This is a genomic window from Bradyrhizobium sp. (genome assembly GCF_049581145.1).
Classification (GTDB): Bacteria; Pseudomonadota; Alphaproteobacteria; order Rhizobiales; family Xanthobacteraceae; genus Bradyrhizobium.
This window is the reverse complement of record NZ_JBAURI010000572.1, coordinates 1-15,658: the sequence shown is the minus strand read 5'-3', so window position 1 is coordinate 15,658 and position 15,658 is coordinate 1. Positions and strand designations below refer to the sequence as shown.

General features: G+C 64.2%; 14 protein-coding genes and 1 riboswitch. Of the genes, 8 read left to right on the top strand and 6 right to left on the bottom strand.

The features are described from left to right. Positions 1–698: lysophospholipid acyltransferase family protein (locus WCB02_RS19030; protein WP_423960378.1), on the top strand; the 698-nt coding region annotated here is incomplete at its 5' end. Between the two features lie 40 nt (positions 699–738). Here WCB02_RS19030 and WCB02_RS19025 read toward each other — a convergent pair. Beyond that, positions 739–1,329, bottom strand: coding sequence for a gamma-glutamylcyclotransferase (locus WCB02_RS19025; RefSeq protein ID WP_423960376.1), 591 nt, complete (start codon positions 1,327–1,329; stop codon positions 739–741). Between the two features lie 257 nt (positions 1,330–1,586). Between WCB02_RS19025 and WCB02_RS19020 the strand changes: the two genes are divergently transcribed. The 3 genes from WCB02_RS19020 (at position 1,587) to WCB02_RS19010 (ending at position 5,291) form a co-directional block, all read left to right on the top strand. Continuing rightward, on the top strand, positions 1,587–2,819 hold the full coding sequence (locus WCB02_RS19020; protein WP_423960374.1) for a DUF2125 domain-containing protein: 1,233 nt from the start codon (positions 1,587–1,589) through the stop codon (positions 2,817–2,819). 330 nt (positions 2,820–3,149) lie between these two features. Beyond that, the gene (locus WCB02_RS19015; RefSeq protein ID WP_423960372.1) at positions 3,150–3,389 is read left to right on the top strand and encodes a hypothetical protein; all 240 of its coding nucleotides are present in this window, start codon (positions 3,150–3,152) and stop codon (positions 3,387–3,389) included. 336 nt (positions 3,390–3,725) lie between these two features. Next, positions 3,726–5,291: a hypothetical protein gene (locus WCB02_RS19010; RefSeq protein ID WP_423960370.1), complete on the top strand. Its 1,566-nt coding sequence runs from the start codon at positions 3,726–3,728 to the stop codon at positions 5,289–5,291. 16 nt (positions 5,292–5,307) lie between these two features. On the opposite strand, the gene WCB02_RS19005 is transcribed toward WCB02_RS19010, so the two are convergent. Genes WCB02_RS19005 through WCB02_RS18995 form a run of 3 tightly spaced genes read right to left on the bottom strand, consistent with a single transcriptional unit; the run spans position 5,308 to position 8,256 of the window. Continuing rightward, on the bottom strand, positions 5,308–6,249 hold the full coding sequence (locus WCB02_RS19005) for a prephenate/arogenate dehydrogenase family protein (protein ID WP_423960367.1): 942 nt from the start codon (positions 6,247–6,249) through the stop codon (positions 5,308–5,310). A gap of 8 nt (positions 6,250–6,257) precedes the next feature. Then, complete coding sequence (locus WCB02_RS19000; protein WP_423960366.1) at positions 6,258–7,355, bottom strand: pyridoxal phosphate-dependent aminotransferase; 1,098 nt, start codon at positions 7,353–7,355, stop codon at positions 6,258–6,260. 49 nt (positions 7,356–7,404) lie between these two features. Next, a complete protein-coding gene (locus tag WCB02_RS18995; RefSeq protein WP_423960365.1) occupies positions 7,405–8,256 on the bottom strand; it encodes a chorismate mutase in 852 nt (283 codons plus the stop codon). Between the two features lie 185 nt (positions 8,257–8,441). Next, positions 8,442–8,521, top strand: a riboswitch (SAM riboswitch). A gap of 86 nt (positions 8,522–8,607) precedes the next feature. Between WCB02_RS18995 and metX the strand changes: the two genes are divergently transcribed. Together metX and metW are read left to right on the top strand one after the other, a co-directional pair. After that, on the top strand, positions 8,608–9,825 hold the full coding sequence (metX, locus tag WCB02_RS18990; RefSeq protein WP_423960364.1) for a homoserine O-acetyltransferase MetX: 1,218 nt from the start codon (positions 8,608–8,610) through the stop codon (positions 9,823–9,825). A gap of 1 nt (position 9,826) precedes the next feature. Further along, the gene (metW, locus tag WCB02_RS18985; protein WP_423960363.1) at positions 9,827–10,495 is read left to right on the top strand and encodes a methionine biosynthesis protein MetW; all 669 of its coding nucleotides are present in this window, start codon (positions 9,827–9,829) and stop codon (positions 10,493–10,495) included. 297 nt (positions 10,496–10,792) lie between these two features. Here the strand turns inward: metW and WCB02_RS18980 are convergent, their stop codons facing one another. After that, the gene (locus tag WCB02_RS18980) at positions 10,793–11,662 is read right to left on the bottom strand and encodes an alpha/beta fold hydrolase (protein ID WP_423960360.1); all 870 of its coding nucleotides are present in this window, start codon (positions 11,660–11,662) and stop codon (positions 10,793–10,795) included. A 296-nt stretch (positions 11,663–11,958) separates the two neighbouring features. On the opposite strand from WCB02_RS18980, the gene WCB02_RS18975 reads away from it, so the two are divergent. Then, positions 11,959–12,615, top strand: a complete 657-nt coding sequence (locus tag WCB02_RS18975) for a TIGR02594 family protein (protein WP_423960358.1) — start codon at positions 11,959–11,961, stop codon at positions 12,613–12,615. A gap of 281 nt (positions 12,616–12,896) precedes the next feature. Here the strand turns inward: WCB02_RS18975 and WCB02_RS18970 are convergent, their stop codons facing one another. Next, on the bottom strand, positions 12,897–13,682 hold the full coding sequence (locus WCB02_RS18970; RefSeq protein ID WP_423960357.1) for an MOSC domain-containing protein: 786 nt from the start codon (positions 13,680–13,682) through the stop codon (positions 12,897–12,899). Between the two features lie 228 nt (positions 13,683–13,910). On the opposite strand from WCB02_RS18970, the gene WCB02_RS18965 reads away from it, so the two are divergent. After that, positions 13,911–15,658, top strand: a 1,748-nt coding sequence (locus WCB02_RS18965; RefSeq protein WP_423960355.1) for a Clp protease N-terminal domain-containing protein, incomplete at its 3' end; no start/stop codon positions are given.

The following is a 15,658-nucleotide window of genomic DNA, read 5'->3' as shown; positions in this document are numbered from 1 at the left end:
TCGTTGCGCTGCCGACCTTCGTGATGCCGCGCGCGGCGTTGCTGCGGGTCGCCGACTGGTGGGCGCGAAGCAACATTGGGCTGATGCGCCTGATCTGCAACATCAAGGTGGAGTTTCGCGGCGTCGAAAAGATACCGAAAGGGCCGTTGATCGTCGCTGCAAAACATCAGTCGATGTGGGAGACGATCTCGCTGCTGCGGTTCTTTGAGGCGCCGTTCTTCGTTCTCAAGCGCGAGCTGAAGTTCATCCCGATCTTCGGCCTGTTCCTGATCAAGGCGAACATGATCGCAATCGATCGGAGCGCCGGCGGCCGGGCGCTGCTCGCCATGGTGCGGCGCGCGGCGCGGGAAGTTCGCGATGGCCGGCAGTTCGTGATCTTTCCGGAAGGGACACGAAGGCCTGTCGGCGCGCCGCCGCAATACAAGGCCGGCGTCGGTCAGATCTATGTCGCCTGCGGCGTGAGCTGCCTGCCGGTAGCGCTCAATTCCGGCCTGTTCTGGCCGCGCCGGAGCTTCATGCGCTATCCCGGCACGCTGGTCGTGGAATTTCTCGATCCGCTGCCGCCGGGATTGTCGCGCGACGAGTTTCTAAAGCGTATTCGTACCGCGATCGAGGAAGCCACCGACCGGCTTGTGGCAGCCGGGCAAGCCGAGCAGGCAAAACTGTTCGGCGGGGTGCCGAGTTCAGTGCAGACGTAGCCGCGGACAGCCGTGATGGCATCGTTCCCGGCTGTTTTGCTCACCCGCCAGGCGGAGGATGAAGCGAATGAACGTCGTGCAGCATGAGCGCAAGCCGATGCAACTGAGTGTCGCGAAAGCCTTCGGCTTCGATCGCCTTTACGGTGGACAGCACGTAGTCGCGGTTCGGGCCGGACTGGCCGTGTCCCTGCAGCACGTGGCGCGTCTGGTCGGCAAGCGATAGCCGCCCCGCATACTGGACGTGACCGCGATCGACCACGTAGGCCAGCGCACTGACCCGTTGCCGGGCATCATTCTCGAGCCACACAGAGCGCATCACCTCGCGATAGACAGAGGTGACCTGCTCGCGCGCCCGCAGGTAGGCGACGGTGGTCTCGCGGTTCGTCTCCGCGACGCGAAATGCGATGCCGCGGCAGGCGCCGCCGCGATCGAGTCCGAGCACCAGCCCGGGCTTTTCCGGCGTACCGCGATGCACGAAGGAATAGACGCAGAGCGCGCGGTGTTCGCCGATCAGCCGCGCCGGGACGCGCTCGATGAACTCGAACCCCGGCCGCCACATCAGCGAGCCATAGCCGAACACCCAGAGGTCGCCTTTGGGGAAGGCTGCTTCAGACAGGACGATTGCCGACATCTCGTCCGGGCCGGTATTTCCTCGAGGCGACTTGCCTCCCATCCAAATTTGGCCTCATCGGCATAACTCTGATATGTGCGCCAGCAATCCCGGATTGTGCGACTGGCTTGCGACGTCAGGGGAATCGCGGCGAAGATGAACTCAAGTTTCTGAACCATGTGTTGGTTAGCAGGATTCGGCGCCGGATGAAAATGCGGTAACTTGATTGCGGCCACTGCGACCGCTTAATTGACAAAATTGCAGCTCAGGGGTCGTTGATGTCCAATATTGCTTTTGCCCGGCGCCGGCGTCCGCTTTGGCGCCTTTTCATCGCCCCCGTCCTGCTGCTGATTGCTGCCATCGGATGGAGCGTGTTCTGGTTCTTCGCCGCATCCGAGATCGGTGTCCAGGCCGATGCCTGGCGCGCAAGGGAGGCGAAGTCCGGCCGCGTCTACGACTGCGCCAACCGTTCGGTGGGAGGCTTCCCGTTCCGCCTCGAAGTTCGCTGCGAGGGCGCAAGCGTCACGTTGGTCTCGCAGACCGCGGGGCGGACACCGCTCACCGCAAAGCTCGGCAAAATCCTGATCGTGGCGCAGATCTACGATCCGAAACACGTGATCGCGCTGTTTTCCGCGCCGGCGACGATTTCGGAGTCCGGCGCGCAGCCTACATTGGCCGTAAACTGGAGCCTGGGCCGCAGCAGCGTCATCGGGTTGCCGGGCGTGCCGCAGCGCGTCTCCATCGAGTTCAACGATCCGGCGATCGATCGCCTCGTTGGATCGACCCAGGGATCGACCCAGGGATCGACCCAGGGATCGACGCAGGGATCGACCCAGGTGCCGCTGGCGCGAGCCAAGCATGTCGAGCTGCACGGCCGCCTGGCGGAGGGATCGCCTGCCGATCATCCCGTGATCGAAAGTGTCCTGCAGATCAATCAGGGCAGCATCCTGGGGGTGCATCCGCTGCTCGCCGAGCCGTTCGATGCCGATGTGCGGACCCTGCTCAGCGGGCTGAAGGACTTTTCGCCAAAGCCCTGGCCGGAGCGGTTTCGTGAACTGCAGGCCGCCGGCGGCCATGTCGAGATCGTGCAGTCGCGGATCCAGCAGGGCGACTTGGTCGCGGTCGCCTCGGGGACGCTGGGCCTCTCTCCGGCCGGCCGGCTCGATGGCGAATTGCAGATGATCGTTACCGGCATCGAGAAGGTTGTTCCCGCACTCGGCATCGACAAGATGCTGGAGCAGGGCGTGCCGCAGGCGACGCTCGACCGTGTCGCGCCCGGTGTCAAAACCCAGGACATCAACAATCTGATGGGAGCGTTGGACCGGGCGATTCCCGGCCTCGGCAAGGTGGTCAAGCAGAACGCCAATGTCGGCGTGACGGTCGGGATCAACGCGCTCGGCAAGGATGCCACGCTGGAAGGCCGGAAGGCGCGGACCTTTCCGCTGCGCTTCGTCGACGGCACGGTGTTCTTGGGACCGCTGAAGGTCGGGCAGATCCCGCCGCTGTTCTAGCTCTCGACGACTTTCTTCGGCACGTCCTCTTCATCCGAACAGGGATGTGCCCGGTCGAGCGCTTGTTGTTAGGCGCGGGCGCCGGGAGCCATAACCATCGATTTCGCCGTTGCACACGTGGAGAGAGACACTTGCGCGACAGCAGCCATCGATGGTTATGGGTCCCCACATTCGCGGGGACGACGCCGTGCCACGATACGCACCTGGTAAAGCCATGATCGCCGAAGCGTGATCGATATTCCCTTGCTGATCGGGAATGCCGCAACTTCATCGCTACTCTTGTTTGCAGACGGCGCGCATATGGTGCGGGCCGATACAAGGGAGAAGACGATGTTGAAGTTGAAATTGCTCGGCGCCGCTCTGATCGTTTCCGCCGCCATTGCCACGCCCGCGCTTGCCGCGGTGATCGATGAGCCCGGCGCCTACGCCTTCTATCATCCGAACGCCGACCTGGGACTTGGATCGGCGAGGCCCGACGCGGTGGCTTCTCAGCTGCGTGACAGCAACGCAAGGGCGCTGCGGATGTCGGTGAAGACGCATCACCGCGCGTCCCCGGTCAAGTCCTACTGAGAGCCGTTCAGGCCTGCGCGAATAACCCGCGTCTCAAGCATGTTGCCTTCAACCACTGGGTTCAGTCATGCCGCGGCTGGACCCAGTTTCTTTGTCGAAGGTTGTTTGTTGGGCGGCGCGCGTTGACGCGAAATGCTGCGTTCCGTCCGCGCGCGGATCGTCGACGCTACAGAAAAATTCCTGCCAGTCGGCGCAGAATAACTTGATGCGAAAATAGTTCCTGGTCCGCGAATATAAGGGCCCCGATTCAAATCTCTCCGACCAGGGAAGCAAGCACACATCCGAGGAGGGTGCGATGTGCAGGGGAATGCTTCTCCTTCCTGGTGGGAGGTTCAATTGAAGTTACTGAAATGCGTTCTTGTCGGGGGCATGCTTGTTTCGGCCGGCCACGCCTTTGCGGACGACGATCCGGCGACGGAAATTCGCGAGCTGAAGGCCAAGCTGAAGCAGCTTGAGCGGCGTGTCGACGATCAGGGGCGAACGGAAAAGCGGATCGGGGCGAACGCCCTGGCGACGCCGCCAACCGCCTACAAGGCCGCGCCATACGACCCATGCCCGCCCGGAAAGGTCTGCTACAGCGGCATCACGCTGACATTCGGCGGTTGGGTCGATCTCACCGGCATCTACCGCACCCGCAACCTCGCATCCGATACCGGATCGATCTACAATTTCATTCCCTTCGCGCAGAGCAGGAACTTCTACACGCCGGAATCACGCTTCTCGGCGCGGCAAACGCGCTTCTCGGTTCTTGCCGAGGGCAACATCAATCCGCAAACCAAGGTTCAAGGCTACGGCGAAATCGATTTCGAAGGCGCGGCGCAGACCGCCAATTCGGTTGCCACCAACTCCTATAATCCGCGTATGCGACAGCTTAGTCTCGAGCTCGATCGCACCGATGTCGGCTTTCACGTCCTGGCCGGACAATCCTGGTCGCTCAGCGCGCCGAGCAAGTCCGGCATCGATCCGCACGGCGTCGACGCACCCGGCGTGATCGATTTCGAGGAAGTCCCCGGCTTCCTCGCGGCGCGGCAGCCGGGCCTCCGTGTCTGGCAGGAAATCGGACCGGAGTTCCAGATCGCGGCCTCCGCGGAAAACCCGCAGACCTCCTTCTTTGGCGGCAACACGCCGGCCGTCGGCACGCCGGCTGCCGGCCCGCAGGGCGTGCTCAACCCGGACCTGCTGGTCAATCTGACCGGTCCGGGCGGAAGCTTCTTCAACAACGCCAATAATCTCAGCCTGAACCAGGTGCCCGACATCACCGTCAAGGGCTCGTGGGATCCGCGGCTGGGGCCTTATCATCTCCACATCGAGGCCTGGGGCCTCTATCGTCAGATGTTCGATCGCTTCAACTTCGCCAACCATACCTACGACACCGGCAGTTTCGGCGGTCACATCAATGCCGAGCTCATTCCAAAGACGCTGGAGCTGCAGGCCTATGGCGCCCATGGCGCGCTTGGCCGCTTTACGGCCACGCCATTCCCGGATGCGACGCTGGCGCAGGATGGCACCATCCTGCCGTTGACGATCACGTCCGCGGCGGTCGGATTGATCTGGCACACGACGCCGACGCTCGATCTCTACAGCTACGCCGGCCTCGAAAGCACCAAGGCGGCTTTCGCGGATGTCGGGACGGTGCCGTTCGGGTACGGCAACCCGCTCTACAACAACACCGGCTGCAACGTCGAGAACTCGCCGGCTGCGACCTGCAACGGCGACACCCGCGAGGTCCGGCAATATACAGTCGGCTTCTACGATACGCTGTTCCAGGGCCGTTACGGCACGGTCAAGGCCGGGGTGCAGTATTCCTACAACCAGCGCTTCGCCTTCGAGGGTGTCGGCGGCGCGCCCAAGACCGACGACAACATCGTGATGACCCAGCTGCGTTACTACCCGTTCAACTGACGGGCCTGGTCGATCCTCAGTCCGGCCGCTGCGCCAGTTGCGCATGCGGGCGGCCGAAGTCGGGCGCGGCCGAATCCTGGCCGATATCGACGATGCCGCGGCGGATGGCGCGGGTGCGGGTGAAATGCTCGAACAGCGCCTCGCCGTCGCCGCGGCGGATCGCCCGGGTCAATTTGGAGAGATCCTCGTTGAATGTGCCGAGCATCTCCAGCACCGCCTCCTTGTTGGCGAGAAAGACGTCGCGCCACATCGTCGGGTCGGAGGCCGCGATCCGGGTAAAGTCGCGAAATCCGCCGGCCGAGAAATTGATCACTTCGGACGAGGTGACCTGCGCCAGTTCGTCGGCGGTGCCGACAATGGTGTAGGCGATCAGGTGCGGCAGATGGCTGGTGATCGCCAGCACGCGATCATGATGATCCGCCGTCATGAGCTCGACCTTGGCGCCGAGCGCGGCCCAGAACGCGCGCAGCCGTTCCACCGCGTCCGGGTCGGTGCCCTCGGGCGGCGTCAGAATGCACCAGCGATTGATGAACAATTCGGGAAAGCCGGAATCCGGGCCGGAATGTTCGGTGCCGGCGACCGGGTGCGCCGGCACGAAATGCACGTCCTTCGGCAGATGCGGCGCCATGTCGCGCACGATGGCGCCCTTGACCGACCCGACGTCGGAGACGATCACGCCCGGCTTGAGGTGCGGCGCGATCTCCTGCGCCACCGCGCCGCAGGCGCCGACGGGGATGCAGAGGATCACCAGGTCGGCATCCTGCACGGCTGCCGCGTTGGTTTCGACAACGCGATCGACGATGCCAAGCTCGGCGACGCGCGCCCGGGTCTGGGCCGAGCGGGCGGTGATGACGATATCGCCAGCCAGGCCTTGCGCGCGCGCGGCGCGCGCGATCGAGCCGCCGATCAGGCCAAAGCCGATCAGCGCAAGCCGCTTGAATGGCGGCGTAGCGTTCATTTGCGAGTTCATTTGGCCGCCACGAAATCGCGCAGGCCCTCGAGCACCAGCCGGTTGGCCTCCTCGGTGCCGATGGTCATCCGCAGGGCATGCGGCAGGCGATAATTGCCCAGCGCGCGCAGCACGAGCCCACGTCTGGTGAGGAAGGCGTCGGCTTCGCCCGACGACTTGCCTTTCTCGGCCGGAAAATGAATCAGCACGAAATTCGCCACGCTCGGCGTCACCTTGAGCCCGAGCTTCGCGATTTCCTCGGTCAGCCAGTTGCGCCACGTCTCGGTGTGGGTCTTCGACATCTCCTGATGCGCGGTATCTTCGATCGCCGCGACCGCGGCCAGCATCGCCGGCGTCGCGACGTTGAAAGGCCCGCGGATCCGGTTCACTGCATCCACGATATGAGCGGGACCGAACATCCAGCCGACGCGCAGCGCCGCGAGTCCATGGATCTTGGAGAAGGTGTGGGTCATCACGGTGTTGTCCGTGGTCGCCACCAGTTCGATGCCGATCTCATAGTCGTTGCGCGAGACGTAATCGGAATAGGCGGCATCGAGCACCAGCAGCACGTGCGGCGGCAAGCCGGCGCGCAGCCGCTTCACCTCGTCGAACGGCAGATACGTCCCGGTCGGATTGTTCGGGTTGGCGAGCCACACGATCTTGGTACGCGGCGTCACCGCCTTCAGGATAGCGTCGACGTCGGCGGTGAGATTGCTTTCGGGGGCGACCACGTTTCTGGCGCCGTTCGCCATGGTTGCGATCGGATAGACCAGAAAGCCGTGGGTGGTCGAGATCGCTTCGTCGCCCTGGCCGAGAAAGGTGTGGGCCAGCAGATTGAGGATCTCGTCGGAGCCGGCGCCGCAGATGATGCGGTCGGGGTCGAGCCCGAAGGCGCGGCCGATCGCTTCGCGCAGCACGCGCGAGGTGCCTTCCGGATAGTCCTCCAGATGCGCAGCCGCCGCCTTGTAGGCCGCGATCGCCTTCGGCGATGGCCCGAACGGCGTCTCGTTGGCCGATAGCTTGAAGACCTTGCGGCCCGGCTCCGGCACCGGGCTCTTGCCGGGCGTGTAGGGCGCAATATCGAGAATGCCGGGATTCGGCACGGGGCGGGGCATTGTTAACTCCGGATAAGCGGGGTGGCGGCTACGGCTCGCTGTGACGGCTTTAGCGTTCCGGCCTGGCCCCGTTCGGGACCGTATAGCGCGTTGCGTGGCTGCCGACGAGGGCCGATGAGCGCACCGAGGCGCCAGCCTCGATCAACGCCAGCTTGATCTGTTCCAGCCGGTTAGCCCCCGAGACCGAGACCAGGAGCGCCGCGCCGTCGAAGGCGGTATCCGGTACCGCAATGATCTCGGCCAAAGGCGACAGCGCCCGCGCGGTCTCGGCGTTCCATCCCGACACCCGTATGCTCCAGGTTTCGACCTCGGTCAACATGGCGCTGTCGGCCACCCGCGACACCACGAACACCGGCAGCGCCGCCGGATGGTCGGCGCGCTCCACGAACGGCAGCCGCGCGATGATCTTCGGCGACCCCTTGGCTTCCAGCATGATCCACCATGGCGTGCGGCCGGAGGTGGCCGAGACCAGTGCAAGATCGCCCTTCGATCTGGCGACGGCTTCGACCGCGGCGGACGCGCTGAAATGCGAAACATACGGCACGGTAAACCCGAAGTGAAACCGCGCCGAATCCCGCATCGCGGATTCGCCAATCGAGATATCGGCGTGCACCGAGAACGGCGCCTGCACATAGGTGAAGGTCGAGATGATAACGCGCCAGATGCTCTCGACCGTATCGAGCGGCAGGATGCCGCGATGACGCTGCACCAGCTGCCGCATCATGTCGGCCTCGCGCGCCGGCCGGAACGCGGAGCCGACCTCCTGGGTCTGCTTCACCTGGATCAGCCGGTCGATGATATCGCCGCGCTGCATCAAGAGCCGGTGCATCCCCTCGTCGATCGCGTCGATCTCCTTGCGCAGCTCGGCAAGCGATGGCGGGGAGGGGGGCGATCCGGACATGATGATACCAGGTGAATGCTGCCGCTCATGGCCGCCGGGAGCTCGCTTGATACGGCACCTCTTCGGGCATGAGACCCTTTCTCCCCCATGGGGTGAGATGGCGCAAGAGTGCGGTGCGGTCGCCACGCTCACCTTCGATTAACCACCAGCCTGTCTTGACGACAAGCGGCCGAGTACCTAACTTCCCAGCGTTCCGTGGTCATTTGAGCCGGCCGGCTTGCAGCCACGTTAAACAACTTGCTAAACAGGCCGGGGATAGATTGTCCCGGCCGAACCTATGTTCAGGCCGGGTTTTTTATGGCCTGATTTCTGGTCTGGTTGGGAGACCTCGCGCAAGCGGGTTGGTGCAACATGACAGGCGTGAAATCGATGCGAATCCCGGCGATCCATAATGAGGATCGGACGCACGAGGCGGACCATCCGCATTCGCAGGTGGCGCGGTTTGGCGCCGACCAGCCGTTGCCGCTCGACTGCGGCATCGATCTCGCGCCATTCCAGATCGCCTACCAGACCTACGGTGAGCTCAACGCTGTTCGCAGCAACGCCATTCTGGTCTGCCATGCGCTGACCGGAGATCAGCACGTCGCCAATCTGCATCCGGTGACTGGCAAGCCCGGATGGTGGGAGACCATGGTCGGCCCCGGCCGTCCGCTCGATACCGATCAGTACTTCATCGTCTGCGCCAACGTCATCGGAGGCTGCATGGGCTCGACCGGCCCTGCGTCGACCAATCCGGCGACCGGCAAATTGTGGGGGCTGGATTTTCCGATCATCACCGTTCCCGACATGGTGCGGGCGCAGGCCATGCTGCTCGATCGTCTCGGTATCGAGACGCTGTTCTGCGTGGTCGGCGGTTCGATGGGCGGCATGCAGGCGTTGCAATGGACCGCGGCCTATCCGAGCCGGGTGTTCTCGGCGCTGGCGATTGCCTGCAGCACACGGCATTCGGCGCAGAACATCGCCTTCCACGAACTCGGCCGGCAGGCCGTGATGGCCGATCCGGAATGGCAGCACGGCTGCTACGCGGAAAAGCGCACGCAGCCGCATCGCGGGCTCGCGGTGGCGCGGATGGCCGCCCACATCACCTATCTGTCGGACGCAGCCCTGCACCGCAAGTTCGGCCGCAGGATGCAGGACCGCGAGCTGCCGACATTCTCGTTCGATGCCGATTTCCAGGTCGAGAGCTATCTGCGCTATCAGGGATCGTCCTTTGTCGAGCGCTTCGACGCCAACAGCTATCTCTATCTGACGCGGGCGATGGATTATTTAGACATCGCCGCCGATCATGACGGCGTGCTGGCGCGGGCCTTCCGGGGCATCAAGACCCGCTTCTGCGTGGTGTCGTTCACCAGCGACTGGTTGTTTCCGACGTCCGAATCGCGTGCGCTGGTGCATGCGCTCAATGCCTCCAGCGCTCGGGTGTCGTTCGCGGAGATCGAGACCGACCGTGGCCACGACGCGTTCCTGCTGGACGTGCCGGAGTTTTTCGAGATCGCACGCGCGTTCCTGCAATCGGGCGGCCACGCCCGCGGGCTCGCCGGGCTTGCAGCCGACAAGGCGACAAGCTGACATGTCCATGCAGCAACAGGTTTTGCCTCTCAACGGCATCGCCGCCGAAAAACCCCACCCTTACCGCGGCGATCATCTCCTGGTCGCCGGCATGGTCGACGCCGGCTCGAAAGTGCTCGACGTCGGCTGCGGCGACGGCGACCTGTTGCAACTGCTGGAAAGCCGCGGCATCGACGGGCGCGGCATCGAATTGTCGCGCGAGGGCGTCAACCACTGCGTCGCCAAGGGCCTTGCCGTGGTCCAGGGCGACGCCGACACCGACCTCGTCAATTATCCCGACGACGCCTTCGACTATGTGATCCTGTCGCAGACCCTGCAGGCGACGCGGCAGCCCAGGGTCGTGCTGGAGAATCTGTTACGGATCGGTCGCCGCGCCATCGTGTCGTTCCCGAATTTCGGCTTTTGGCGCATGCGGCTGCAGCTCTTGATCGGCGGCCACATGCCGCGCACCGACAACCTGCCCGCCACCTGGTACGACACGCCGAACATTCACTTCTGCACCATCAAGGACTTCGTCCAGCTCTGCGGCGAGATCAACGTCAAGATGGAACGCGCAGTCGCGCTCGATCTGTACGGCCGACCGTTGCGGCTGAGCGCGCCGTGGTGGTTCTGGAACATGTTCGGCGAACAGGGCGTGTTCCTCCTGAGCCGCGCCGGCAAGGCGCGATAGGTTCGCCGGCATCGCATGACACAATGAGGATCCCGCTTATACAAGGATGGGCAAAGCCGCCCTTGCGCCGCGCCTGCCCGCTCTCCGCCTGGCCATCGTGATGGTGGGCATGCTTCCGCCTCCGCTCTCCGAACTGCGGCGAATGCGTTGCCCACCGGCTGCCCCATGAGCTCCGAGGCAATCCATTCTGTCTTGTCGCCGAGAGATGGATTGCTTTGGTGCGCTTGCAATGACGGGGAGGGAGTCCTTGTTCGCGGAAGCTTATTCGCCCGTCTTGTTGGCGCTTCGGAATGACATTCAACCTTGAACTGGCACCGACCGCGGATCTCTTACGCCCCAGCGGCCGGCTTCGACCAGCGCGATGAACCGTTCGACCATGTCGTTGAACAGCGCCGGCTCTTCGAGATTGAGCACATGGCCTGACTTGGGAAAGAAGGTCAGCCCGGCGGCGGGCAAATGCTTTTTCAGGAACAGGCTGGGCTCGACGCAGGCATCGTCCTCGTCGCCGCAGATGATCAGCGCCGGTGTCGGGACCTTTCGGATCGTGTCGGTGAGTGTGTAGATCGAGGGCCGGCCGCCCTGGAAGCCGCGCATGGTGTTGGCCGAACCCTTGGCATCATGCCGCGCCAGCGCGGCGTAGAAATCGGCGTGCCCGCGCGGGTCCTTGACCAGAAACGGAATCCGGCCGGGCGCCGCGCGCGTGACCTTTGCGACCTCGGCGGAGCCGAGCGTCTCGAACTGCGCCGCGTTGTCCCGGCAATGCTGCCGGAAGGTATCGAGATTTTCCAGGCTCGAGCCCGAACCGGTACCGGCGAGCGTCATCGATAAAGCGCGCTCGGGTGCGTTGAGGGAGACCTGCAGCGATGAATAGGAGCCCATCGACAGGCCGATGAAATGGGCTTTATCGATTCCGAGATGGTCCAGCACCGCGAGCGCGTCGGTGTAGAAATGCTGGTAACTGTAGGCCTCCGGCGCGGCCGGCACGTCGGACGGCGTGTAGCCGCGTGCGGAATAGGCGATGCAGCGATGGCCGCGCGAAAAATAGCGCATCTGCGGCTCCCAGTTGGTGTGGTCGGCCGCGAATTCATGCAGGAAGAGGATTGGCGTTCCGCTGCCCACCTCCTCGAAATAAAGCCGGACATTGTCCTTTGTGACGGCGTGCGGCATGCGAGTTTCCTTCTTTATTGTTCTTGTTTGACGCGTTGTCTCGGTGCGAACCGCGGACAGCCGGCATTGCAGGCTGTCGCGCGGGGGCGCGGGGGTAAACTCGCAGTTCATGCTCGCGGCCGCAATGCGGCTCGATGGCCTTCTTTTTGCTGTAAAAAGATCGCGGAATCACCCCGAAATCGTTGCGGCGTCGCCATACCGCGTCTTGCTGTCGTCACACGCAGATTCTCATACGGCGCGCGGATGTCGGCGCCTACACGCCGATGGGGAACGGGGGGTGTCAACGAGGATTAGGTATGGTCGAGTTCTCTATGGTTCGCCGGTCGCTTGTCGCGCTGGCTTTGTGTTCGGCGGCGATCGCCGCATCCAGCTCTCCCGCATCGGCGCGGTCTCATCATCACGGCGTCAAGCGTTCCGCGGATGCCGGCAACGCGAGGCACGCTGCAAGACGGCATTATGCACAGCGCTCCCGCAGACACTTTGTCCGCAATTCGCGCTGGGAGCGGGGCACGGCGCGACTACGGGCGAACGGCTTTTCCAACACCCAGGCCAATCTGATGGCGGGCGTTGCTTCGAGCGCTGCCGCGACCTCGGGCGGCTTCGGTGCGTCCAGCCTTGTTTCTGAAGCGCGCCGTTTTCTCGGCGGCAATCCCACCAGCCGTCGTAGCCTGTGGTGCGCGCGCTTCATGAACATGGTGCTGGAGCGGACCGGGCATCCGGGCACCGGCTCGGACATGGCGAGCTCGTTCGCCCATTACGGCCAGCGCATCTCGGGTCCGCAGGTCGGCGCCATCGCCGTGATGGGCCGGCGCGGCGGCGGCCATGTCGGCATCATCACCGGCATCGACTCCAGCGGCAATCCGATCATGATCTCGGGCAACAACGGCAACCGCGTGCGGGAAGCGCCAGTCTCGCGTGGCCGGATCTACGCCTACGTCATGCCGACGGGCTGATCGGCATCGCCGGCGTGTGCCGGCCGGGTGACTGCGTCCGATGATTGGGCTGCCGGGTGGGCAAGCGAGCGGGTCGCGCGAATGTGCGAACCGATGGCGTGCTCCCGTCTTCGCCGCTCCGGCTGGGAACGCAACTCCGTTCCGGCGCATTGGCCGGGATCCAAGCACAGGCGCACGTGGTTTCGGCAGCTGTCGCTCCAGCGTGCCCGACGTCCCGGCTCAAGGCTCTTGCCGCTCGCTTGGCCGGGACGACGCTTTATTGGTTGCTGCGGGCTACGAGACTACAGCAAGCTGGGCGCTTCCGAAGCGACCGCGTCGCCAAGGCCGATGCTGCCGTCCGAGATGACCTCGGCATAGATGCCGCATTCGTTGTGGCCGAGATGGCGCATGATCGTAGCGGGAATATCGAGGTCGCGCACGGCGGTCTCGGGATCGACGTTGACGGCGGCGCAGCGGGTGATCCGCTTCACCACCTTCAGCCGCGCCGGCCCGATCGCCAGCGTCTGGCCGAGCAGATCGAACTCGTGCCAGGCCGGCCAGCCTCGGACATAGAGGTTGGCGCGGAAGCGCAGCGGATGCACGGTCGCGCCGGCCATGCGCTCGATGGCCTCGACGCTGTCGAGATTGACGATCGAGACGACCTTGCGGGCGACGTCGGAGAAGCTGTGGCCGCTGCTCGAGACGACCCTCGGCGGCCCGTTCAGTTCGCGCGCGAAATTCTCCGCGAAAAACGCTTCGATCGCGGTGCGGCCCTCCGCGGTCTCGAGGTCCCCGCGCGCGACGACCTCGTCGTCGCTTTGGATCGTCAGGATGTGGCTGTCGTCCTCGAAGTGGCTGTGCAAGGCGGCGAGCCGCTCGTTGCGCATCAGCATCAGGAAGACGAATTTCGGCATCCATGACGGCGCCGCCGGATCGAACCCGCTCGGTCCATTTTCGATGGCATAGCGGCGGTCGCTCGGAAAGGTCTGGCCGGCGCTCAGGGGCACCCGCTGCAGCGGCTCGGGAGTGAGACCTTTGACCGGATAGCGGTACAGGCCTGTGATCTCTGCGGCCTTGGTCGACGACATCCTGCCTTCTAGGAGATTCTGCCGGGCAGCGCCACCGCACACGATTTTGTGAAACAACCCCTTCCGATTTGGAGAACCGCTTCCCACATTCGCCTCAAGCCGGCGGGAACGTCGGTGACGCAGCCTGCCGGTGCGTTTGAGGAACCTCAATGCGGCCGGCGGAAACCCAATGAAGATGCCGGTTTTCGTGCCTGAGGGGCGGAGCGGTAGGCTGAGGGAAACTCATCCATGAATATCGAAAAATACACCGAGCGCGCCCGCGGCTTCATCCAGTCAGCACAGTCGCTGGCGACGCGTGACGGCCACCAGCAGTTCTCGACGCTGCACATGCTGAAAGTGCTGCTGGACGACAGCGAAGGGCTGGCCAGCGGCCTGATTGACCGTGCGGGCGGCAATTCGCGCGCCATCCTGAAGGCCACCGAAGAGGCGCTCGACAAGCTGCCAAAGGTCTCGGGAAGCGGCGCCGGGCAGATTTACCTGGGCCAGGAGCTCGCGCGCGCGTTCGACGCCGCGGAGAAGGCAGCCGACAAGGCCGGCGACAGTTTCGTGACCGCCGAGCGGCTTTTGCTCGGGCTCGCGCTGGAAAAGAACAGCGAAGCCGGCAAGCTGCTCAGCAAAGGCGGAGTCACGGCGCAGAATCTCAACGCGGCGATCGAAACCCTGCGCAAGGGCCGCACCGCGGATTCGGCCACCGCCGAGAACGCCTATGACGCGCTGAAGAAATATTCCCGCGACCTGACCCAGGCGGCGCGCGACGGCAAGCTCGATCCGGTGATCGGCCGCGACGAGGAGATCCGGCGCACCATCCAGGTCTTGTCCCGGCGCACCAAGAACAATCCCGTGCTGATCGGCGAGCCCGGCGTCGGCAAGACCGCGATCGTGGAGGGTCTGGCGCTGCGGATCGTCAATGGCGACGTGCCGGAAAGCCTGAAGGACAAGAAGCTGCTGTCGCTCGACCTCGGCGCGCTGATCGCGGGGGCGAAATACCGCGGCGAGTTCGAGGAACGGCTGAAGGCGGTGCTGCAGGAAGTCACCTCCGCCGAAGGCAGCATCATCCTGTTCATCGACGAAATGCATACCCTGATCGGCGCCGGGAAGGCCGATGGCGCGATGGATGCGTCCAATCTGCTCAAGCCCGCGCTGGCGCGCGGCGAACTGCATTGCATCGGGGCGACAACGCTCGACGAGTACCAGAAGCATGTCGAGAAGGACGCCGCTTTGGCGCGGCGTTTCCAGCCGATCTTCGTCAGCGAGCCCTCGGTCGAGGATACCATCTCGATCCTGCGTGGCTTGAAGGACAAATACGAGCAGCATCACGGCGTGCGGATCACCGATTCGGCGCTGGTGGCTTCCGCCACGCTGTCGAACCGCTACATCACCGACCGTTTCCTGCCCGATAAGGCGATCGACCTGATGGACGAGGCCGCCGCGCGGCTGAAGATGCAGGTCGATTCCAAGCCCGAGGAGCTGGATTCGCTGGACCGGGAAATCATCCGGCTCAAGATCGAGCAGGAGGCGCTGAAGAAGGAAAGCGATCCCGGCTCGAAGAGCCGGCTGCAATCGCTGGAGAAGGAGCTCGCCGAGCTTACGGAGAAGTCGGCGGCGCTGACTGCGCGCTGGAGCGCGGAGAAGAACAAGCTGTCGAACGCCCAGAAGCTCAAGAGCGAGCTCGATGGCTTGCGCATCGAACTGGCCAACGCGCAGCGCCGCGGCGAATTCCAGCGCGCCGGCGAGCTCGCCTATGGCAAGATCCCCGAGCTCGAGAAGCGGCTCACCGACATCGAAGCCAAGGAGAACTCCGGCGAGATGATGGAGGAGGCGGTGACCGCCAACCACATCGCGCAGGTGGTGTCGCGCTGGACCGGCGTTCCCGTCGACAAGATGCTGGAAGGCGAAAAGGACAAGCTCCTCAAGATGGAGGACAGTCTCGGCAGGCGCGTCGTCGGCCAGGCCGAGGCCGTGCGTGCGGTGGCGAC

Bases quoted from the DNA above. Each gene is read 5' to 3' on its own strand.
- WCB02_RS19025 (WP_423960376.1), bottom strand. From the start codon at position 1,329: ATGTCGGCAATCGTCCTGTCTGAAGCAGCCTTCCCCAAAGGCGACCTC.
- WCB02_RS19020 (WP_423960374.1), top strand. From the start codon at position 1,587: ATGTCCAATATTGCTTTTGCCCGGCGCCGGCGTCCGCTTTGGCGCCTT.
- WCB02_RS19015 (WP_423960372.1), top strand. From the start codon at position 3,150: ATGTTGAAGTTGAAATTGCTCGGCGCCGCTCTGATCGTTTCCGCCGCC.
- WCB02_RS19005 (WP_423960367.1), bottom strand. From the start codon at position 6,249: ATGAACGCTACGCCGCCATTCAAGCGGCTTGCGCTGATCGGCTTTGGC.
- WCB02_RS19000 (WP_423960366.1), bottom strand. From the start codon at position 7,355: ATGCCCCGCCCCGTGCCGAATCCCGGCATTCTCGATATTGCGCCCTAC.
- WCB02_RS18995 (WP_423960365.1), bottom strand. From the start codon at position 8,256: ATGTCCGGATCGCCCCCCTCCCCGCCATCGCTTGCCGAGCTGCGCAAG.
- metX (WP_423960364.1), top strand. From the start codon at position 8,608: ATGACAGGCGTGAAATCGATGCGAATCCCGGCGATCCATAATGAGGAT.
- metW (WP_423960363.1), top strand. From the start codon at position 9,827: ATGTCCATGCAGCAACAGGTTTTGCCTCTCAACGGCATCGCCGCCGAA.
- WCB02_RS18980 (WP_423960360.1), bottom strand. From the start codon at position 11,662: ATGCCGCACGCCGTCACAAAGGACAATGTCCGGCTTTATTTCGAGGAG.
- WCB02_RS18975 (WP_423960358.1), top strand. From the start codon at position 11,959: ATGGTCGAGTTCTCTATGGTTCGCCGGTCGCTTGTCGCGCTGGCTTTG.
- WCB02_RS18970 (WP_423960357.1), bottom strand. From the start codon at position 13,682: ATGTCGTCGACCAAGGCCGCAGAGATCACAGGCCTGTACCGCTATCCG.